This is a genomic window from Micromonospora sp. NPDC049529 (assembly GCF_055586685.1).
Map to the genome: position 1 here is coordinate 1,312 of NZ_JBVJHT010000013.1, position 19,922 is coordinate 21,233.

17 protein-coding genes are annotated in these 19,922 nt (G+C 72.8%); 5 read left to right on the forward strand and 12 right to left on the reverse strand.

All coding sequences use genetic code 11. The annotated features are described in order from the left end of the window. Positions 1–138 precede the first annotated feature (138 nt). The 6 genes from ACZ6QQ_RS23075 to ACZ6QQ_RS23100 all read right to left on the reverse strand — a co-directional run bounded on the left by ACZ6QQ_RS23075 (position 139) and on the right by ACZ6QQ_RS23100 (position 6,101). Positions 139–753 carry a DUF305 domain-containing protein gene (locus tag ACZ6QQ_RS23075; RefSeq protein WP_465878952.1) on the reverse strand — a complete coding sequence of 205 codons (615 nt, stop codon included), beginning with the start codon at positions 751–753 and terminating at the stop codon, positions 139–141. A gap of 109 nt (positions 754–862) precedes the next feature. Beyond that, on the reverse strand, positions 863–1,612 hold the full coding sequence (locus ACZ6QQ_RS23080) for a lytic polysaccharide monooxygenase (protein WP_465878953.1): 750 nt from the start codon (positions 1,610–1,612) through the stop codon (positions 863–865). Between the two features lie 200 nt (positions 1,613–1,812). Further along, positions 1,813–2,649 carry an undecaprenyl-diphosphate phosphatase gene (locus ACZ6QQ_RS23085; protein ID WP_465878954.1) on the reverse strand — a complete coding sequence of 279 codons (837 nt, stop codon included), beginning with the start codon at positions 2,647–2,649 and terminating at the stop codon, positions 1,813–1,815. Between the two features lie 149 nt (positions 2,650–2,798). Further along, entirely contained in the window at positions 2,799–4,286 is a 1,488-nt protein-coding gene (locus ACZ6QQ_RS23090) for a pyridoxal phosphate-dependent decarboxylase family protein (RefSeq protein WP_465878955.1), read from the reverse strand. A gap of 26 nt (positions 4,287–4,312) precedes the next feature. Next, entirely contained in the window at positions 4,313–5,710 is a 1,398-nt protein-coding gene (locus ACZ6QQ_RS23095) for an MFS transporter (RefSeq protein WP_465878956.1), read from the reverse strand. Between the two features lie 82 nt (positions 5,711–5,792). Next, entirely contained in the window at positions 5,793–6,101 is a 309-nt protein-coding gene (locus ACZ6QQ_RS23100; RefSeq protein WP_465878957.1) for an MGMT family protein, read from the reverse strand. 61 nt (positions 6,102–6,162) lie between these two features. Here ACZ6QQ_RS23100 and proB point away from each other — a divergent pair, with 61 nt between their 5' ends. Beyond that, positions 6,163–7,272, forward strand: coding sequence for a glutamate 5-kinase (gene proB / locus ACZ6QQ_RS23105; RefSeq protein ID WP_465878958.1), 1,110 nt, complete (start codon positions 6,163–6,165; stop codon positions 7,270–7,272). A 17-nt stretch (positions 7,273–7,289) separates the two neighbouring features. Beyond that, complete coding sequence (locus ACZ6QQ_RS23110) at positions 7,290–8,534, forward strand: glutamate-5-semialdehyde dehydrogenase (protein WP_465878959.1); 1,245 nt, start codon at positions 7,290–7,292, stop codon at positions 8,532–8,534. 27 nt (positions 8,535–8,561) lie between these two features. Here ACZ6QQ_RS23110 and ACZ6QQ_RS23115 read toward each other — a convergent pair whose 3' ends face one another. The 5 genes from ACZ6QQ_RS23115 to ACZ6QQ_RS23135 form a co-directional block, all read right to left on the reverse strand. Continuing rightward, entirely contained in the window at positions 8,562–9,374 is an 813-nt protein-coding gene (locus tag ACZ6QQ_RS23115) for a prenyltransferase/squalene oxidase repeat-containing protein (protein ID WP_465879277.1), read from the reverse strand. 205 nt (positions 9,375–9,579) lie between these two features. Beyond that, positions 9,580–10,800 carry an adenylyltransferase/sulfurtransferase MoeZ gene (gene moeZ / locus ACZ6QQ_RS23120; RefSeq protein ID WP_465878960.1) on the reverse strand — a complete coding sequence of 407 codons (1,221 nt, stop codon included), beginning with the start codon at positions 10,798–10,800 and terminating at the stop codon, positions 9,580–9,582. A 94-nt stretch (positions 10,801–10,894) separates the two neighbouring features. After that, entirely contained in the window at positions 10,895–11,680 is a 786-nt protein-coding gene (locus ACZ6QQ_RS23125; protein ID WP_465878961.1) for a DUF3152 domain-containing protein, read from the reverse strand. Between the two features lie 145 nt (positions 11,681–11,825). Beyond that, complete coding sequence (locus ACZ6QQ_RS23130) at positions 11,826–12,782, reverse strand: alpha/beta fold hydrolase (protein ID WP_465878962.1); 957 nt, start codon at positions 12,780–12,782, stop codon at positions 11,826–11,828. 80 nt (positions 12,783–12,862) lie between these two features. After that, positions 12,863–14,962, reverse strand: coding sequence for a hypothetical protein (locus tag ACZ6QQ_RS23135; protein ID WP_465879278.1), 2,100 nt, complete (start codon positions 14,960–14,962; stop codon positions 12,863–12,865). Between the two features lie 961 nt (positions 14,963–15,923). Between ACZ6QQ_RS23135 and ACZ6QQ_RS23140 the strand changes: the two genes are divergently transcribed. Both ACZ6QQ_RS23140 and ACZ6QQ_RS23145 read left to right on the forward strand, forming a co-directional pair. Beyond that, positions 15,924–16,565, forward strand: a complete 642-nt coding sequence (locus ACZ6QQ_RS23140; protein WP_465878963.1) for a TetR/AcrR family transcriptional regulator — start codon at positions 15,924–15,926, stop codon at positions 16,563–16,565. 65 nt (positions 16,566–16,630) lie between these two features. Beyond that, entirely contained in the window at positions 16,631–16,855 is a 225-nt protein-coding gene (locus tag ACZ6QQ_RS23145) for a DUF3107 domain-containing protein (RefSeq protein WP_121158362.1), read from the forward strand. Between the two features lie 165 nt (positions 16,856–17,020). On the opposite strand, the gene ACZ6QQ_RS23150 is transcribed toward ACZ6QQ_RS23145, so the two are convergent. Next, positions 17,021–17,749, reverse strand: a complete 729-nt coding sequence (locus tag ACZ6QQ_RS23150) for a ferritin-like fold-containing protein (RefSeq protein WP_465878964.1) — start codon at positions 17,747–17,749, stop codon at positions 17,021–17,023. A gap of 347 nt (positions 17,750–18,096) precedes the next feature. Between ACZ6QQ_RS23150 and ACZ6QQ_RS23155 the strand changes: the two genes are divergently transcribed. Next, complete coding sequence (locus tag ACZ6QQ_RS23155; protein WP_465878965.1) at positions 18,097–19,887, forward strand: DEAD/DEAH box helicase; 1,791 nt, start codon at positions 18,097–18,099, stop codon at positions 19,885–19,887. The last annotated feature ends 35 nt before the right edge of the window (positions 19,888–19,922 follow it).

The following is a 19,922-nucleotide window of genomic DNA, read 5'->3' on the forward strand; positions in this document are numbered from 1 at the left end:
CCTCCCCCCTTCTCCCCCCCCCCCCCCCCCCCCCCCACCCCCCCCCCCCCCCCCCCCCCCCCCCCCCCCCCCCCCCCCCCCCCCCCACCGCCGTGTCCGCCGCCCCGACGGAGACTCCACGGTGGTGCGGTGCGCGGCTCAGCCGAGCAGGGTCAGCATCTGGTTGATCTGGGCGGTCCGGGACTGGTCGATCCGGCCGGCGAGTTCCCTGGCCGCCCGGTCCTGCCCGAACTTGGTCTCGTTGCGGGCCATCTCGACGGCGTTGTGCTGGTGCGCGATGAACAGGTTGAGGAACGCGGTCTCGAACTCGGCACCGGTGGTCCGGGCCAGCGCGGCGATCTGTTCCGGGCCGGTGGCCGGCAGGCCGCCGTGGTCGGCGTGGGCGTGGTCGGCCGGGTCCGCCTCGGTCGGCCGCCCCCAGGCGCGCAGCCAGCCGCGCATGGTTTCCTGCTCCTCGGTCTGGGTGACGTCGACGGCGGCGGCGAGGATCCGCACCTCGTCGCGTTCGGCCCGGCTCTCGGCCAACCGGACCAGTTCCAGGCCCTGACCGTGGTGGGTCACCATCATCTGGAGGAACATCACGTCGGCCGGGTTGAACGCGCCGGCCGACCCGGTCGCGGTCGCCGTCGCCGCCGGCCGGGCAACCTCGGGGGTGGGCCCGGCCGGGCCGCCGGAGGCGGTGGGCGGGCCGCCGCAGCCGGCGAGCAGCAACAGCACGACCGGGGCGATCAGCGTACGACGGTGACGGGTCATGTCCGGCTCTTTCGGCTCGGGCGACGGGCGGGGTGGGCGACCTCGACGGTCGACGCCGGGTGCGGGCCCGCACCCCGATCGGGTACGGGCCCGCCGGCAGGGGCGAGGGTCAGAGCCGCTGCCAGAGTGCCGGTACGTTCGGCGGCTCCCAGCCGAGAGTCGCCGTGTGGGCCTGACGGCAGCTGTAGCTGGCGCCGCCGTAGGTGACCGTGGCGCCGACCTGGTACGCGGTGCCCGCGGCCCAGGTGCCGCCGGCCGGCGGCGGGGTGGTCGGGTTGGTCGGCGGCGGGGTTGCCGTACGCGTCGGGGTCGGGGTGGGGTTCGTCGGGGGCGGGTTGCCGCCGCCGCCACCGATCTGGAGGTCGACGCAGGAGTAGAACGCGTTCGCGGTGTCGGCGATGTTCCAGATGGCGAGCAGCTTCTGCCGGCCGGAGAAGCCGCCGAGGTTCACCTGGTGGGAGACGGTGGCACCGGGCTGGCGGCCGTTGTCGTTGAACAGCGCGACCCGCTGGCTGCCGATGTAGTACTCCCAGGTGCTGGTCGCGTGCCGGGCGGTGAGCACCCAGTTGAACGTGACCGAGCTGCCGACCGAGGTCGCCGGCCAGTTACGGCTCTCGTCGCTGAGTACGGCGAAGTGCCCGATGTTGGCATGGCAGTTGCGCAGCCCCTTCGGTCCTTCGACGCTCTGCGGCTCCCACTGGATCTGTCCGCAGTTGGCGACCCGACCCTGCGCGCAGTTGGCCTGCCGACTGGGTGGTGAGGAGATGTAGCCGTGCGCCTGCGCGGGCGCGGCGACGACCAGGGTGGAGGTGATCAGGGCTGCGGCCGTCAGCAGCGACAGTACGGCAGATCTTCGCATCGAAGGGCTCCTTACTCGAACTCGGCAGGGCGCCCTTAACAATTTATAGTAAACACTATTTACAGTAAAGACCCGGAAATAAGTTCGTCGATGTATTTGTACCGCCACACAGCGCAGCGGCCCGGTATCGCACCCGGAGCGGGCGGGATACCGGGCCGCTGTCGGGCCCGTCGGGTGGCGGGTCGGCGTCGCCGGGTCGGTCAGGTGGCGGAGATGGTGCCCGTACCGACCAAGACCAGGACCACCGTGCCGAGGATCAGCCGGTAGACGATGAACATCGTGTACGTGTGCCGGGCGATGAACTTGAGCAACCACGCCACGGCCAGGTAACCGACGATCCCGCTGACCACGGTCGCGGTGATCGTCGCCGGCCAGCCGACCCCGGTGCTGATGTTGTCGTACTCGTCCACGAGCTGAAGCGCACCGGCGGCCATCAGCGCCGGGATGGACAGGAAGAACGACAGCCGGGTCACGGTCACCCGGTCCAGGTCCCGCAGCAGCCCGGCGGACATCGTCGCACCCGACCGGGAGATGCCCGGAATCAGCGCCAGGCACTGCACCGTCCCGATGATCAGGGTGTCCTTCCAGGTCACGTCCGACTCGTGCCGGACCTGGGTGGCGGCCCGGTCGGCGAACCACATCACCCCTGACCACAGGATCAGCGCGAAGCCGACGAACCAGAGACTGCGCAACGTGGTCTCGATCTGGTCCTTGAACAGCAGCCCGATCACACCGATCGGGATCGAGCCGAGGATGACCGCCCAGCCGAACCGATAGTCCGGATTCGCCCGAGCCGACGGGTTGAACACCCCACCCACCCAGGCGGCGATGATCCGGACCAGGTCCTTGCGGAGATAGAGCAGGGTCGCGAACACCGCGCCGACCTGGATGATCGCGGTGAACGCCGTGATGTCGGGGTCGTCGATGGAGTAACCGAGCAGCTTTTCCAGGATGGTGAGGTGGCCGGTGCTGGATACCGGCAGGAACTCGGTGAGCCCCTCCACCGCGCCCAGCAGCACCGCTTCCAGGATGTTCACATGCGCCTCTCGGAGCCGGGATGGAGGCCGGAGGACAACGCCGTCTGGGTAGATGGATCATCCTTCGACGGGCGTTGACGCTAACGCAGGCCCGACCGGGGAAATCCGCGAGGGCCGGACGTCGGCACCGACCGACGGTCGTACGGCGGTCAGTAGGTGGGGCGCTGCAACAGGCTGAGGAACTCCACCAGCAGTCGCTCCCGTAGCCGTACCGGGGCGGCGTTGAGCAGGGTGTTGACCACGGCCACCCGCGCCGGCAACGGCCCGCCCGACCCACCGTCGACACCGCTGTCGGCACCCAGGCCCAGCCCCTCGGCGAGGCCGGCGACCAGTTCCGGGGTCAGCTGCTCCGGCGTCAACGCACCGGCCAGCGCCAGCAACTCGGCCGGCAACTCGACCGGACCGGCGGCCCGCGCGGCAGCCGCCGCCGCCCGCAGGTCCACCCCGAAGTCGGCCACCCTCGGCGCCACCGCCGCGGTCACCGTCAGGTGGATGCTGGCCGGCAGATCGCCGTACGCCATCTGGGGTTGGGTGTGCCAACCACGGACCGTGAGTTCGTCCGCCAGGACGAACAGGTCCAGACCGGGATCCTCGGTGCCGAAACACACCACGGTCGCCTCGGGCTCGGCCAGCAGCCGCAACCCGTCCACGCCCCTGACCTCGTCGGCCAGCCCGCGCACGGCGTCCACAGTGGTCCGAGCCAACGCCAGGTAACCCGCGTCGCCGATAAACCGCAGCGTGGCGAACGCCGCCGCGATCGGCCCACCCGACCGGGTGGACGAGATCACCGGGTTCAGCATCGTGTAACCCGGCCAGTCGGCGAAGGCGAAATACTGCGGCCGGCGCAGCGCCGCGTCCCGGTGCAGCAACACCGACACACCCTTCGGCGCGTACGCGTACTTGTGCAGGTCGACCGAGATCGAGGTGACTCCGGGCACGGCGAAGTCGAACGGCGGCACCTCGACACCGAGCCGACGCAGGTACGGCAACGTCCAGCCGCCGAAGCAGGCGTCCACGTGGCAGCGCACCCCGGCCGCCGCCGCGATCCCGGCGATCGCGGCCACCGGGTCGACCACCCCGTGCGCGTACGACGGGGCCGAACACGCCACCAGCACCGTCTGCGGCCCGATCGCGGCGGCGATGTCGGTCGGATCCGGACGCAACGTCTGCGCCGACACCGGCACCAGATCGAGCCCGACCCCGAGGTAGTGCGCCGCCTTCGCGAACGCCGCGTGCGCGGTCACCGGCACCACCAGCCTCGGTGCCCCGATCTCCGGGTGCGCGTCCCGCGCGGTCTTCACCGCCAGGATCAGCGACTCGGTGCCGCCGCCGGTGACACTGCCGACCACCTCCGGCGCGCTACTGCCCGGACCGCCGCCGAGCACCCGGGCGGCCGCGCCCACCAGCGCGTTCTCCATCGCCAGCAGGGACGGGAAAGCGGTCGGATCGAGCCCGTTCACGTGCGCCGACAACGCGTACGCCGAATTCGCCAGCTCGTCCAGGCCGGGCACCGCCGGGTCGTAGACGTAGGCGAACAGCCGCCCGCCGTGGGTCGGCCGGTCGGCGGCCCGCAGGCCGCGTACCTCGTCCAACACCTGGGCAGCGGGTACGCCGTGCGGTGGCAACGCCTCGACCATGGCGGACACCGTAACAGCCGACTCGATCACCGGCCCGGTCCGATCTCGCTGACAACCGCCGATGAACCGCCCACCGCTTCGGCTTCGGCTTCGGCCAGGCGGGCCGGGGTCAGGTCGTAGCGCCGCAGCAGCAGCACCGGCAGCCCGACCAGCAACGCCGGCAGCACGGTGAAGCCGAGCAGCACCCCCAGCCGAGCGGTGTCCGACTGCGCCGCAGCCGTTCCGGTGTCCGACGAGACGTAACCGGACAGCTGCAACACCAACCCGTAGATGCCCGGCCCGAACGCCAGCCCGAGGGTCTCCCCCGCCGTCCAGACCCCGGTGAACACCCCCGCCTGGCGGCGCCCGGTCCGCGCCGTGTCGTACGCGATGCAGTCCGGCAACATGGCCAGCGCGAACACCTGGAGTCCGGCGTACCCGCAACCGATCACCACGATCACCAGGTACGGCAGCACGGACGGCAGCAACGGCGCGGCGACCAACGCCAACGCACCGACAGCGAAGATCAGTGAGGCCCGGACGAAGGCCCGCAGCTTGCCGATCCGGGCGCCGATCCGGGACCAGAGCGGCATCACCAGCAGGGCCGGTCCGACGAACGCCACGAACGCGATAGTGGTGCCGCCCTCGCCCGCGTCCAGCACCTGCTCGACGAAGTAGTTGACCCCGGCGAGCACGGTCGCGATCCCGGCCGACTGAATGACGAAACAGGCCAGCAACCACCGGAATGGGCGGTTGCCCGAGACCACCCGCAACTGCGCCCGCAGGCTCGGCTCGCTCTCGCCGACCGTACCGGCGGAGGTGCCCCGGGTGCCGACGAAGGCGCCCACCGCCCCGACGACGATCAGCACCGCCACGAACAGCCCCATCCACCGGTGGCCGGGAATGCCCGAACCACCGGCGGTCACCACCGCCGGGGCGACCGCGCCGGAGACCAGGATGGCCACCGCCAGCACCGCGATCCGCCAGGTCATCAACCGGGTACGTTCCTGGTAGTCGGCGGTCAGCTCGGCCGGCATCGCCACGTACGGCACCTGGAAGAAGGCGAACGCGGTCGCGGTGGCCAGGAAGGCGAACGCGACGTACCAGCCGGCGTCCGTACCGGCGCCCACCGGTCCGGCGAACATGGCCGCGAACAGCACCGCCAGCGCCACCCCGCCGAACAGCAGGAACGGCCGGCGCGGGCCCCAGCGGGAGCGGGTCCGGTCGGAGATCCGGCCCACCACCGGGTTCACCAGCACGTCCCACGCCTTCGGCAGCAGCACCAGCAGTGCCGCGACACCGGCCGCGATCCCCAACGTGTCCGTCAGGTACGGCAGCAGCACCAGTCCGGGTACGGTCCCGAACGCCCCGGTGGCCAGCCCGCCGAGCGCGTAGCCGGCACGAACCCGACGGGACAGGCCGATCCCGGCCGGCGAGGCAGTCATGGGGCCGAATGCTAACGGCGGCACCCGCCCCGCCCCACCCCCGAAGATCCCGACCTACCCGACCGGAAAGCGGGGTACCGCCTCAGTTCCCCGGGAACCAGGCGGCGGCGCGCAGGTCTACCTTGTCGCCGCGCATCGGGGTGCCCTCGGCGACCAGTTGGGCCCGCGCCCGCGACTCGTGCCCCGGCGGCAGCCGCCCGGCCGAGTTCACCACCCGGTACCAGGGGACCGCGCCGCCGTGCCGCTTCATGATCGAACCGATCTGGCGGGCGGAGTTGCGACCGGAGCGGTCGGCGAGGGCGTCCGCGATCGCCCCGTACGACATCACCCGTCCCGCCGGGATCCGCTCGACCAGCGCCAGCACGGCCTCGACGTACTCTTCCGTCGTCACGGATCGCCAGCATATGGGAGCCGACCGCCGCCCACCGGCGATAACCGCGCAGAATGGGCGGGTGCGTGAAGCAGTCACGGCAGCGCGGCGGATCGTGGTCAAGGTCGGCTCGTCCTCGCTGACCACCGCCAGCGGCGGACTCGACACCGGTCGGGTCGACGCCCTCACCGACGTACTCGCCGCGCTGGCGGCGGACGGGCGGGAGATCGTGCTGGTCTCCTCCGGCGCGATAGCCGCCGGTCTGGCCCCGCTCGGGCTGCCCCGCCGACCGCGTGACCTGGCCACCCAGCAGGCCGCCGCCAGCGTCGGGCAGGGCCTGCTGATCGGCCGGTACGCGGCCAGCTTCGCCCGGCACGGGCGCACCGTGGGGCAGGTCCTGCTCACCGTCGACGACGTCACCCGGCGGGTGCACTACCGCAACGCGTACCGGACCCTGCGCAAGCTGCTCGACCTGCGGGCCGTACCGATCGTCAACGAGAACGACACGGTCGCCACCGAGGAGATCCGGTTCGGCGACAACGACCGGCTGGCCGCCCTGGTCGCCGCCCTGGTCCAGGCCGACCTGCTGGTGCTCCTCTCCGACGTCGACGCCCTCTACACCGGCGACCCGGCCCAGCCCGGCACGACCAGGATCGAGCAGGTGCACAGCACCGACGACCTGGCCACGGTGACCATCGGTCGGGCCGGTCGGGCCGGGGTCGGCACCGGCGGCATGGTCACCAAGGTCGAGGCGGCCCGGATCGCCACCGGCTTCGGCATCCCGGTCGTGCTCACCGCCGCGCCGCTGGCCCCCGAGGCCCTGGCCGGCGCCGACGTCGGCACCCTGTTCCACCCGGCGGTGCACCGGCCCGGTGCCCGGCTGTTCTGGCTGGCCCACGCCACCTCGCCCCGGGGCCGGCTGCACCTCGACCCGGGCGCGGTGCAGGCCGTGGTGGCCCGCCGCAAGTCGCTGCTGCCGGCCGGCATCACCGCCGTGGATGGCTCCTTCACCGCCGGTGACCCGGTCGACCTGGTCGACGTCGTCGGCACCCCGGTCGCCCGTGGGCTGGTCAACTACGACGCGGTGGAACTGCCCGGCCTGCTCGGGCGCTCCACCGGCGAACTCGCCGCCGCCCTCGGCCCGGCGTACGAGCGTGAGGTCGTGCACCGCGACGACCTGGTCCTGCTGTGAAGAACGAGGAGTACGAGATGAGCGTCACCGAGCAGGCACGCCGGGCCCGTACGGCGGCGAACGCGCTCGCCACCGCGACCCGTACCGCCAAGGACGCCGGCCTGCACGCGATGGCCGACGCGCTGGTCGCCCGTACGCCGGAGATCCTGGCCGCGAACGAGGCGGACCTGGCGGCGGGGCGCGAGGCCGGGCTCTCCGCGGCGATCCTGGACCGGTTGGCGCTCAGTGGTGACCGGGTGGCCGGCATCGCCGCCGCGCTGCGGGAGATGGCGGGGCTCGCCGACCCGGTCGGTGAGGTGGTGCGCGGCTCGACCCTGCCCAACGGGCTGGAGCTGCGTCAGATCCGGGTGCCGTTCGGGGTGGTCGGCATCATCTACGAGGCCCGGCCGAACGTGACCGTCGACGCCGCCGGCATCTGCCTCAAGTCCGGCAACGCGGCGCTGCTGCGCGGTTCCTCGTCGGCGGCACACTCGAACGCCGCGCTGGTCGCGGTGCTGCGCGACGCGGTCGCCGGGGCGGGGCTGCCGGCGGACGCGATCCAGCTGCTCGACGCCTCGTCCCGCGACTCGGTCAAGGAGCTGATGCGCGCCCGTGGCCTGGTCGACGTGCTGATCCCGCGCGGTGGCGCGTCGCTGATCCGGACCGTGGTCGAGGAGTCGACGGTGCCGGTGATCGAGACCGGGGTGGGCAACTGCCACGTGTACGTCGACGCCGCCGCCGACGTCGCCAAGGCCGTCGACATCGTGCTGAACTCGAAGACCCAGCGCCTGTCGACCTGCAACACCGCCGAGTCGCTGCTGGTGCACGCGGAGATCGCCGACGCGTTCCTGCCGGCGATGCTGGCCGCGTTCGCGACCGCCGGGGTGACCGTGCACGGTGACGACCGGGTCCGGGGCTACTCGGCCGACGTGGTCCCGGCCACCGAGGAGGACCACGGCACCGAGTACCTGTCCGCCGACATCTCGGCCGCCGTCGTCGACTCGCTCGACGCCGCGGTCGGGCACATCCGGCGGTACGGCACCGGCCACACCGAGGCGATCGTCACCGACTCGGTCGGCGCGGCCCGGGAGTTCGTGGCCCGGGTCGACTCGGCGGCGGTGATGGTGAACGCCTCGACCCGGTTCACCGACGGCGGCGAGTTCGGTTTCGGCGCGGAGATCGGCATCTCCACCCAGAAGCTGCACGCCCGTGGCCCGATGGGGCTGCCCGAGCTGACCTCCACCAAGTACGTCGTCACCGGCGACGGCCACCTGCGCGGCTGACCCGACGGCCGACCGCCGCCCGGATGGTCAGCGGCAGGCGCGGATGACCAGCAACGTGGTGTGTACGTCGAACGTGTCGCCGTCCTCGCTCGGCCAGCCGCCGTCGCTGCGCTGGGTTTCGGCGAGCCTTCGGCGGGCGGCGACCAGCAGCCACTCGTCGGGGCGTACCCCGACCCGGACCAGCGCCGACGCCATCCAGGCGACGTCGGCCGGGGACATCTGCGGCAGCCGGTCGCCGAGTACGCCCTGGATGCGCGCCGACTCGTAGAACAGTTCCTGCCGGTAGAGCACGGCGGCGGAGAGCCAGCCGGCGGCCAGGAACGACGGCCAGGTGCCGTCGGGGTGCAACCGGTCGGCGATCGCCTTCGCGGCGGCGTGCACCGATCCGGCGTACGCCCCGCCGACCCGGTGGTCGAACGGTCCGGCGGCGCGGGCCTCCAGCCCGGCCACGGTGAGCCAGAAGCCGGCGTTGGCGGTGAGGAAGAGTTCGGCCTCGGGGTCGCCGGGTTTCGCCCAGTCGGGTGCCTCGCGGGCCAGTGACTCGTGCTCCTCCCAGGTCCCGTCGGGTCCCTGCCGGCCGGCGAGCCAGTCGAGCGCCCGGCGGGCGGCGGGCCGGTCGAGCGCCCCGAGGTCGTCGAGTTCGGCCAGCCGGAAGCAGGTGGCGTCGACCGAGGCGATCTCGCCGCCCCAGAGGGCCGGCCAGCCGCCGTCGGGGGCCGGGCCCATCTCGACGTCGGCGAGCACCTCCGGCGGGGGTGGCGCACCCGTACGCAGCCAGGAGAGCCGAGCCCGGTCCACCGCGTCGCCGTGCGCCACGACAAAGCCGATCGCACCGTCCATGTCCACCACGGGACAGAAGGCTACCGCCGGGGAACTTTCTCTGCCTCGGTAAGTCAGCCGAGGTCAACCAGCCACTCGGTAGCTCCGGGCATAGGCCCCGGTCAATCAGAAACCAGGCACCGGCAACCAAAAGGGCTCCTTCCGCACCGAAAGTTCGGTACGGAAGGAGCCCTGTGTGACGGCGGCACCACGGCCGCCGCGACGATCAGTACGCCGGTAGCGCCGGGTCGACCTGCTTGATCCAGGCGAGCACCCCGCCCTGGACGTGCACCGCGTCGCGGAACCCGGCGGCCTTCAGCGCGGCGAGGGCCTCCGCCGAACGCACCCCGGACTTGCAGTGCAGCACGATCTGCCGGTCCTGCGGCAGCTTCGCCAGCGCCTCACCGGAGAGGATGTCGCCCTTCGGGATCAGCGTCGAGCCGGGGATGCGGACGATCTCGTACTCGGCCGGCTCCCGGACGTCGATCAGGAAGTGGTCCTTGCCGGTGTCCTGCCAGTCCTTCAGCTCCGAGGCGGTGATGGTCGAGCCGACCACCGCGTCCTGCGCCTCGGTGGAGACCGCGCCGCAGAAGTCTTCGTAGTCCTCCAGCAGGTCGGTCACGGTCGGGTTCTCACCGCAGAGCACGCAGCCCGGGTCCTTGCGAACCTTGATCTTGCGGTACTCCATCTCCAGGGCGTCGTACACGGTCAGCCGGCCGACCAGCGGCTCGCCGATGCCGGTGAGCAGCTTGATCGCCTCGGTCACCTGGATCGACCCGATCGACGCGCAGAGCACACCGAGCACGCCGCCCTCGGCGCACGAGGGCACCATGCCGGGCGGCGGCGGCTCCGGGTAGAGGCAGCGGTAGCACGGGCCGTGCTCGGCCCAGAAGACCGACGCCTGGCCGTCGAACCGGTAGATCGAACCCCAGACGTACGGCTTGCCGAGCAGCACCGCCGCGTCGTTGACCATGTACCGGGTGGCGAAGTTGTCGGTGCCGTCGACGATCAGGTCGTACTGGCTGAACAGCTCGCGTACGTTGTCCCGGTCCAGCGCGGTGTTGTGGATCTCCACCTTGACCAGCGGGTTGATCTCCCGTACGGACGCCGCCGCGGACTCCGCCTTGGGCCGGCCGATGTCCGACTGGCCGTGGATGATCTGGCGCTGGAGGTTCGACTCGTCGACGGTGTCGAAGTCGACGATGCCGAGCGTGCCGACACCGGCGGCGGCCAGGTACATCAGCGCCGGGGAACCCAGGCCGCCGGCGCCCACACAGAGCACCCGGGCGTTCTTGAGCCGCTTCTGCCCCTCGACCCCGACGTCCGGGATGATCAGGTGGCGCGAATAGCGGCGGATCTCGTCAACGGTCAGCTCGGCGGCGGGTTCGACGAGCGGGGGCAACGACACGGTGAACTCCCCGGAATCGATAGTGGTCTGCCGGGCCATTGTCGCTCGGGAAAGCGGGCATTGACCATGAGGTGGAACACCTGTCTCGCGAAACCGGGACGGGAATAGTCGCGGCCGGTGCCGACAGCGCAGGTCAGACCGGCGGGCCCTCGTACCGCTCGCCGTCCAGGTACGGCCACGGGTTGACGGTGCAGCCGTTGAGGAAGAGCGTCTGCTGCTGCATCACCGGCGCCGGTCTGCCCTTGCCGGGGCACTGCTCGTGCCCGTGCCCCAACTGGTGCCCGGTCTCATGGTTGATCACGTACAGCCGGTACGTCGCCAGCGGCAACTTCGCCGCGACCAGGTAGTCGACCGAGAGCATCCACCGGTTCAGGTTGATGATCACCTTGCCCGGCGTCCGGCACGACGTGTACGGCTCCCCGTCGATCCGGATGTCGGTCCCACCGGCGGCGCACATCCGGGCCGCCGTGTCGGCCGTGGCGAGGTAGACGGTGAAGTCGTAACTCGAACCGTCCGGCACCCGCTGCAACCGCAGCTGCCCGCTCCCGGTCCAACTGCGCGGATCGCCCAGCGCCTCCTCCACCGCCGCCGAGAACTCCTCCACGTCCTCACCGGAGCCGTTCTCGGCGGCGACCCGGTACCGCCGCAGCGAGCCCGCGTGACCGGCGACCTTGCCCGCCCCGGTCGCGTACCGGAACGTGTCCTCCCCGTTCTGCGGCACCTTTCCGGGCATCCGCAGCAGCGGTGGCGTCGGCGACTGCGACGGCTTCGCCGTGGGCGTACCGGCCGGCTGGACCGCGCTGCCGGGCGTCGGTGGCCCGGCCGCCGCCACCGGCGTCTCGGCCGCCGTCAACCGGTCGACCAACGGCGGGCCGACCAGCCCGAGCAGGACGCCCAGGACCGCCACCAGCACCGCCATGACGACAGCGAGACGTCGTCCGCGCGGTGCTTCCCGCCGCCGGACTCCGCGATACCGATCCGAGTCGTTCGCCCTGGTGGCACGGGCTCGGGGCCGGGAACGGGAACTGGAAGTGGACATCGCTGCCCAGCGTGCCACGTCACGCTCAGTAGCGCAGCAATGCCGTCTCATCCAACAGAGCGGCCACCGCACGGGCGACCGTACGGGGCACCTCCAACTGCGCCACGTGCCCCACCCCGTCGAGCATCAGCAGCCGACTGTCCGGGATCACCCGCGCCGTCTGGGGCGCCACCCGGACGTCCACCAGCCGGTCCTGCCGGCCGCCGATCACCAGCGTCGGCGCCTGCACCATGGCGGCGATCCGCCACAGCGACCCCGCGCCCGGCAGGTACGCCCGGACGAAACTCCCCACCAGGCCGCGCAGCGTACGCAGGTAGGCGGCGGCGTAGTGCTCGGCGGTGTACCGGATCCGGATCTCCTCGACCGCCTCCCGCCGCCGCTGGTCGTTGATCCGGGAGATGTCCGCCACGCAGGCCGAGAGCACCTGGAGGGCCATCTCCTCGGGCGCCATCTGGGTCATCCGCCGGTACGCGAGCCGCTCCGCCATCGGCACCGCCAACAGCGGCACCATCCGGCCCTGGAGCGACCGCCGGGGGTCGAGGAAGGGCATCGCCGGGGAGACCAGGGTGAGCGTACGCACCAGGTCGGGGCGCAGGCCCGCGACGCGTACCGCGACCGCCCCGCCGAGGGAGTTGCCGAACAGGTGCACCGGGCCCCGGTCGGCGTACTCCAGGTACTGGATCACCCGGTCGGCGAAGGCCGGCACGGTGTAACTGCGGCCGGGCTCGCTGAACCCGAAACCGGGCAGGTCGATCGCCTGACCGTCGAGCCGGTCGGCGAGCAGGCCGGCCAGGTCGGTCCAGTTCTGCCCGGACCCACCCAGCCCGTGCACGTACAGCGCCGGCTCGGCGCCCGGGGCGGTGGCGGGGGTGTCCCGCACGTACGTCACCAGGCCGTCGAGCAGCACCGGCCGGCCCGGCCAGGGTGGTGGACATTCACCCCGGCGGAAGAGTTCGTCCGCCCCGAGAGCCGCACGCTTCACCGCTCAAGTGTGCCGCGAACCGGCCCGTTCCGCCCACGCGCCGACGTCTTCCAGAGCGCTCGAACGGTCCGGGCCGGTGCTCAGACGAGCAGTGCCTCCAGCCGCCGGTTGACCGCGGCCAGGGTGGCCCGGACGACCGCCTGTCGAGGGTCGCCCGCGACCAGCGCGGAGCCCGCGAGCTGCTCCACCCACCCGTCGCAGACCAGCAGCACCACCACGGTCGCCACCTCGCAGCTGCCGAACGGCACCACCGCCGCGTGCTCCACGAAGCAGCGCCCCATCTCGGTCACCCGGGCCGAGGCGCTCAGCAGTTCGTCGATCGCGACCGCGGCGGAGACCGCGCAGAGCCGCAGCACGTAGCCGTCCACCGCCGGCCCGGACGCCAGTCCGGTCGCCCGCTGCTCACCCGCGCCGAGCCGTACCTCGACGGTCGCCTCCAGACCGAAGGTGCTCACCTGGACGTGGTCCAGCACCACCCGGGGACCGGGTAGGCCGTCGGTGTTCAGGGGTCGCGAAGGCGCCGTCTCGGTCGTGGTGGGCTGCCCGCCGGAGTACGAGGCTCCGGCGGTCACCGGGCTGCCGGTGGCCATCCCGGACATGCTCGTGCCGCTGCCGTACGAGCTGGTGCCGCGCTCCTCGACGGCGGCCCGGCCCTGGTGCGCGGCGGCCGGTCGGCGTCGGCGGGGCGGCTCGGTGGGCGCTTCGGCCGGCGGGGTGTCGTTGGCCGGCCGCCGCGCCTCGGAGTGCCCGGCGGCGGGTGGGGCGGAGGCCGGCACCCCGGACACCGGTGCGGCGGGCAGCATCGCGCCCTGCATCGGCGTACCGGGCAGCATCGCGCCGGGGACCGGGGTGCCGGGCAGCTTGGGTGCCGCCGCGAGCCCCATCCGGTCCTGGAGCAGTCGGGCCACCTGCCGGCTCACCTCGGCCGGATCCGCCCCGTCGGCGAGGTCCAGCCGCAGGCTGTGCGCGCCCGCCGGGGTGGTACGCAGGGACGCGTCACGCACCCCGGGAACCCCCCGTACGGCGGCCAGGATGGCTTTCACGTCGAAGCCCTCGGGTCGGTCCCGGAGCTGGCTGGGCGCGTCCTCGCGGCGCAGGTGCGTGGCGATCCGGGCGAGTTCCGGCGTTTCCGCCGACGGCTCGCCCGGTACGGGCTCGGGCATGGTGGGCACGTCCGGTTCGGACGGCACCCGCTGCGGCAGCGCGTCGAGCGCCGGTTCCGCCGCACGGATCGGCGGCCCCTGGTCGACCGGCCCCCGGTCGAGCGGACCCTGCTGCTCCGACCCGGCCGGGTAACCCTGCTGCTCCGGCCCGGAGGGGTAACCGGGGTAGGGCGTCGCCCAGGGGCGCTCCGGCCCGCTCGGGTAACCGCCGCCCCGGCCAGCCGGGCTGATCGGCGCCGGATAACCCGACGGTTCACTCTCGGCCGGGTATCCGCCCGGACCGGGCGCCGGGTAACCCTGGGTCGGTTCCGGTCCGGGCACCTGACCCGGGGTCGGCACCGGGCTCGCATCCGGCCAGCCGGGCGAGTCGTCGCGGCGGGCGCGACGCGCTTCGGGTTCCTGGCTGTCCTTCGCCCACGGCGGCGCCCAACTCGACGCCCAACCCGGTCGGGGCTGCTCGGCCGGCTGCTCCGGTTCGGGCCCGGAACGCGGCCAGTCGCGGCCGCCGTCCCCGCCGGAGGGCGGTTTGGGCTCCGACCGCGACCAACCGGGGCCGGAGGCACCGGCCGTCGCTTCGGACTCCGCCTCGTTGCGGGCCCAGGAGGCGGCGGCTGCCTGCAACCCGCTGTCGGAGCGGGCCCAGGCCGGGCGGTTGGAGTCGGCGCCCGGCGATCCGGCACCGGATCGGGCCCAGGCCGGGCGGGCCGGTTCGCCGGCCTCCGCGCGGCCGTCCGACCGGGCCCACGCCGGGCGGGTGTCACCGTCCGGCGCGGTGGCCGGGCGGGTCCGTTCAGGTCCGGGCGCGTCGGTCTCGGCGGCGGCACCGGTACGCACCCAGCCGGGCTCGCCGCCGGAGCGGGCCCAGGCGGGCCGGGCTGCCGGCACGCGCTCCGGTTCGTGCTCCGGCTCCGGTGCGGCCGCCCGTTCGTGCTGTTCCGGGGCGTTCCGGTGCGGTGCCGGCTGGTCCCGTTCGGTCGGCCGGTCGGCGGCCGGGCCGCCCCGGTCGGCCGGGTTCACCGGCACGGGCACCGATTCCAGCCGCTTCGGTGGGGTGAGGTCGTAGTTCGGCACCGCCCGGTAGACCGGGGCGGGTTCGAATCCGGGCGGCGGACCGCCGGACTGAGCCGGCTGACCGGCCGGCGGGGCCGAGGTCGGGGCCGAATCGCCGTACGCGTGTCGGGCCGACTCGGCGTCCGGCGACTCGCCGGCCCCCGCCGTCGCCGAACTCCGCTCCCCGGCCCCGGCGGCCCGGTCATGGCCGGTCGGGCCCCGGTCCGGGGCCGGCGCGGACCGGTCCCCGACGGCGGCGGGCTGACGGTCGGGGCTGCCGGCGGAGCGGTCCGGTCCCAACTGCGGCCGGTCCTGCTCGGCAGCGGAACGGTCCGGGGTCGACGGCGGACGCGGCGCCGGTACGGCGATCCGCTCCGGCCCGAAGTCCTCCGGGTACGCGTACTCCGGTTCACCCTGGTACGGGTAGGGCGGCCCACTGGCCGGATCCCGGTCCCGGTACGACGCCGCCGGTGGTTCCGGGTAGTGCCGGTCGCCGAACGTCGCCCCGTTGGTCGGTTGCCCGGACTCGCGGGCACCGCCCGTCGGGTCCGCGTACCGCGTCGCCGGTTCGGCCGCCCATGACGGCGGGCCCCCCGGTTCCGGCGACTGGCGCCATCTCGGCTGTGACTCGGAGCCGCCTTCGACCGGCTTGGCCACGTTGGGCCAGCCGGAATCGGCCGCCGCCCAACCATTGGCCGGCCGGGCCAGGTCACCGTGCGGACCTGCCCCGTTGCCGTTCTCGCCGGGTGCGGCGGCCCCGGGTTGCCCTGTTTCGTCCACCGTGCGCTCCTTGGTCGCCCCCGCTGAGGCTACCGTGTGGTGACAGTGGCGATAAGTTACAGCGGTGGCCTAATTCGGCGGCGCGACGTGATACGTCGATCCGTCCTGATCGAGGTCGATGGTTGCATTGTGAGACACGGAGGTTCCCATGACCGCTGCTGCGGAGAGCGGTGCGCAGACAGCAGGCCGACCCACCCGGCTGCCACGCTCAGCCCGGCGTAAGCAGTTGCTGGCCGCCGCTCAGGAGGTTTTCGTCGCACAGGGTTACCACGCGGCGGCGATGGATGACATCGCGGAGCGGGCCGGGGTGTCCAAGCCGGTGCTCTACCAGCATTTCCCCGGCAAGCTGGAGCTGTACCTGGCCCTGCTGGACACCCACGCCGACGCGATCGTGGCGATGGTCCGCGACGCGATGGCGGCGACCCCGGACAACAAGGACCGGGTCAGCGGCGCGGTTCGGGTGTACTTCGACTTCATCGACCACAAGAGCGAGGCGTTCCGGCTGGTCTTCGAGTCGGACCTGCGCAACGAGCCGGCGGTACGGGAGCGGGTCGAGCGGGTCGAGCAGGGGTGCATCGCGGCGATCGCCGACACGATCATCTCGACCACCGGCGTGCACCGGGCACGGGCCGAACTGCTCGCCTCCGGCCTGGTCGGCGCGGCCGAGACGGCGGCCCAGTTCTGGCTGGCCGGCGGCCGTCAGGTGCCCAAGTCCGAGGCGGAGGCGCTGCTCGCCGCGCTCTCCTGGCGGGGCATCGCCAGCTTCCCCCTCCAGGGCGAGTCGGCCTGACGGATACCTCCGCTCATCGGATAGCCTTCGCAACGGCGAAGTTTCGCCCTGGATGAGGAGGTCCCGTGGAGGTCAAGATCGGCGTGCAGTACGCGCCGCGCGAGTTGGTGCTGGAAAGCGCGCAGACGCCGGCCGAGATCGAGCAGATCGTGACCGACGCCATCGCCAACGACGGCACCCTGTCCCTGACAGACGAGAAGGGCCGCCGGATCATCGTCCCGGTGACCAAGGTCGCCTACGTCGAGATCGCCGAGGCGTCCCCCCGGGCCGTCGGTTTCGTCGCCCGCTGACCCGGATCGTCCCGACGCTCTGACGTCCCGACGCCGGCTTACCGGCCGGTCCGGGGCGAAGCCGTGGGTATTCGGCCGGCCGCCCGTCCCGTCGGTCGCGCGGTCGGTCACGCGGCTACCGCCGCCTCCACGACCGGCTCGGCATTTCGGCCCGCGTACGTGGGCTCAGTTGTTCAACCCGACCGCCGCCATCCGTACGGTGTGGGCGGTGCTCAACCGCCGCAACAGCGCCGGTACGCCGGCCTCGGCGCCGGTGCCCGCGGTGATCAGCCCGGTCAGCCCGACCCGTTCGCCGGCCAACCGGTCGGCCTGTGACAGCCCCTCCCCGACCAGCCGCCGGGCCCACATCGAGAGCCGGTTGGCGATCTTCGGGTCGGCGGCGATGGCGCCCCGGATCTCGGCGGCGGCGAACTGCCCGTACCGGGAGTCGTGCAGCACCTCCAGGACGAGCCGGCGATCCGGTTGGGCCAGGATTCCGGCGACCGCCCGGAGGAAGTCGTCCGCGATCGCGTCGCCGACATACGCCTTGGTCACCGCCTCCAGCCAGTCCCGGGGCTCGGTGGAGTCGTGGTAGCCGCGCAGCGCCGCCGCGTACGGTTGCATCGCGTCGCCGGGGTGCACGCCCAACTCGGTCAACCGGTCGGCGATCCGCCGGTAGCCGGCGACCTCTCCAGCCGCCATTTCACTCAACACGGCCCGACGGTGCAGATCCGGCGCGAGCCGGGCGTCGGCGGCCAACCGGTCGAATGCCGCCAGTTCCGCGTACGCCACCAGACCGAGCAGATCGGCGACCACCTCCGCCGGCAGCGGCAACGGCTCCCCGGTCGAACCGGACGTTTGCCCCGATCCGAGCACACCGGTGACGGGGTACGCGGATTCGGCGGCTGCTGACACGACCGCAGGCTATCGTCCGGTGCGGTGCCGCACGGCCGGTCCAGTACAGGACGGTCGTTTCCGCCCGGGGCGCGGGACGGTCGCTTCCGCCCGGAAAACGGTAATGCGCACCACACTCGTACACCCCGGTTGGGTGCGCGTCAGACCGAGTAGGGGCGACATTTGCCCGGCTCAGGTAACATGGAGCAGTTGCCGCAGGTCTCGCGTACCTCGAATTCCTTCCTGCGGCGCGCGTGCGGCCCGGTGTGAGTCGGCATTTCAGCCGTAGACCGTGTGGCCCGCGCCAAACCGAGACCGCGCCCTACGGACTGACGGGGCGCACCACGAGAGGGCACCCCCACAACCAGATGAGCGATCACATCGAAGAAGAAATGGCTGGCCAGGAGCTGGCCGCCGACGCGCCGGTCCGCCCGGAGGCCCCGACCTTCGCGGACCTGGGCGCGCGCCGGGAAACCGTCGAAGCGCTCGCCGCCGTCGGCATCGTCCGCGCGTTCGCGATCCAGGAATACGCCCTGCCGATCGCGCTGCGTGGCACCGACCTGATCGGGCAGGCGCCGACCGGCACCGGCAAGACCCTCGGCTTCGGCGTACCACTGCTGGAGCGGGTCACCGCGCCCGCCGAGGGCAGCACCGGAGTACCGCAGGCACTGGTCGTCGTACCAACCCGTGAGCTGGGTCTGCAGGTTGCCAAGGACATCGCCGCCGCCGGCAAGACCCGTGGCGTACGCGTACTGCCGATCTACGGCGGGGTGGCGTACGAGCCGCAGGTCGAGGCGTTGCGCAAGGGTGTGGAGATCCTGGTCGGTACGCCCGGCCGGTTGATGGACCTGGCCAAGCAGAAGCACCTGCGGCTCGACGGGGTGCACGCCCTGGTTCTCGACGAGGCCGACCGGATGCTCGACCTGGGCTTCCTCGACGACGTCGAGAAGATCCTGGCGATGCTGCCGGAGAAGCGGCAGACGATGCTCTTCTCGGCCACCATGCCCGACCCGATCGTCACCCTGTCCCGGCGCTTCCTGCACCAGCCGGTGACGATCCACGCCGGGCACACCGCCGAGACCGGCCCGTCGCCGTTGACGCAGCAGCTCGTCTACCGGACCCACTCGATGAACAAGGTCGAGATCGTCGCCCGGATCATGCAGGCCGAGGGACGTGGCCTGACGATGATCTTCACGCGGACCAAGCGGGCCGCCGACCGGGTGGCCGAGGACCTCGACTTCCGTGGCTTCGCGGTCGCGGCGGTCCACGGTGACCTCGGGCAGGGCGCGCGTGAACGGGCGCTGCGGGCGTTCCGTACAGGCAAGATCGACGTGCTGGTCGCCACCGACGTCGCCGCCCGTGGGCTCGACGTCACCGGCGTCACCCACGTGATCAACTACGACTGTCCGGAAGACCAGGACACGTACACGCACCGGATCGGTCGTACCGGCCGGGCCGGCGCCACCGGTGTCGCGATCACCTTCGTCGACTGGGACGACATGCCCCGGTGGCGGATCATCGACAAGACGCTCGGGCTCGACATGCCGGAGCCGCCGGAGACGTACCACACCTCCCCGCACCTCTACACCGACCTGCACATCCCGACCGACGTCTCGGGCACGCTGCCGACCGCCGACCGGACCCGGGTCGGCCTCTCCGCCGAGGTTGAGGAAGACCTCGGTGGACGGTCCCGCGCCCCCCGCCGGCCCGAGGGCCGGGGCGGCGACAGCGCCGGTCGCGGCGGCGGTCGTACCCGTGGCCGCCGGGACGGCGACGGCCGCTCCGGCGGTGGCCGGCCGGCCAGCGCCGGCACCGACGCGCCGGTCGACCAGACCGACGAGGTCGTCCGGACCGGCACCCGACAGCGCCGTCGGCGGCGCGCGGGCGAGGTCGTCGCCGGTGAGGTCACCGGCGCGGCGACCGCGACCGGCGGTGCCACCACGGTCGTCACCGACGGCACCGGCCCGACGGCCGAGACCGTCGGCGACGGATCGGACGAGGCCGGCACCGGCCGCACCCGGACCCGGCGCCGCCGTCGTGGCGGACGCGGTTCGCGGGCCGGCTCGGCGTCCACCGACACCGGCGCCACCGAATCCGGTACGCCCAACGGGCACTCCGCTGACTCCGGTTCGGCCGCTGCGGACTCCGCCAGCGCCTGACCGCCCCGTCACCACTGCCCAACGGTTTCCGGCCT

What these genes read in the sequence shown, in the direction of transcription:
- ACZ6QQ_RS23140 (WP_465878963.1), top strand. Translation starts at nt 15,924, where the DNA reads ATGACCGCTGCTGCGGAGAGCGGTGCGCAGACAGCAGGCCGACCCACC.
- ACZ6QQ_RS23155 (WP_465878965.1), top strand. Translation starts at nt 18,097, where the DNA reads ATGAGCGATCACATCGAAGAAGAAATGGCTGGCCAGGAGCTGGCCGCC.
- moeZ (WP_465878960.1), bottom strand. Translation starts at nt 10,800, where the DNA reads ATGGCCCGGCAGACCACTATCGATTCCGGGGAGTTCACCGTGTCGTTG.
- ACZ6QQ_RS23115 (WP_465879277.1), bottom strand. Translation starts at nt 9,374, where the DNA reads ATGGACGGTGCGATCGGCTTTGTCGTGGCGCACGGCGACGCGGTGGAC.
- ACZ6QQ_RS23075 (WP_465878952.1), bottom strand. Translation starts at nt 753, where the DNA reads ATGACCCGTCACCGTCGTACGCTGATCGCCCCGGTCGTGCTGTTGCTG.
- ACZ6QQ_RS23080 (WP_465878953.1), bottom strand. Translation starts at nt 1,612, where the DNA reads ATGCGAAGATCTGCCGTACTGTCGCTGCTGACGGCCGCAGCCCTGATC.
- ACZ6QQ_RS23095 (WP_465878956.1), bottom strand. Translation starts at nt 5,710, where the DNA reads ATGACTGCCTCGCCGGCCGGGATCGGCCTGTCCCGTCGGGTTCGTGCC.
- ACZ6QQ_RS23125 (WP_465878961.1), bottom strand. Translation starts at nt 11,680, where the DNA reads ATGGCGGTGCTGGTGGCGGTCCTGGGCGTCCTGCTCGGGCTGGTCGGC.
- ACZ6QQ_RS23090 (WP_465878955.1), bottom strand. Translation starts at nt 4,286, where the DNA reads ATGGTCGAGGCGTTGCCACCGCACGGCGTACCCGCTGCCCAGGTGTTG.
- ACZ6QQ_RS23110 (WP_465878959.1), top strand. Translation starts at nt 7,290, where the DNA reads ATGAGCGTCACCGAGCAGGCACGCCGGGCCCGTACGGCGGCGAACGCG.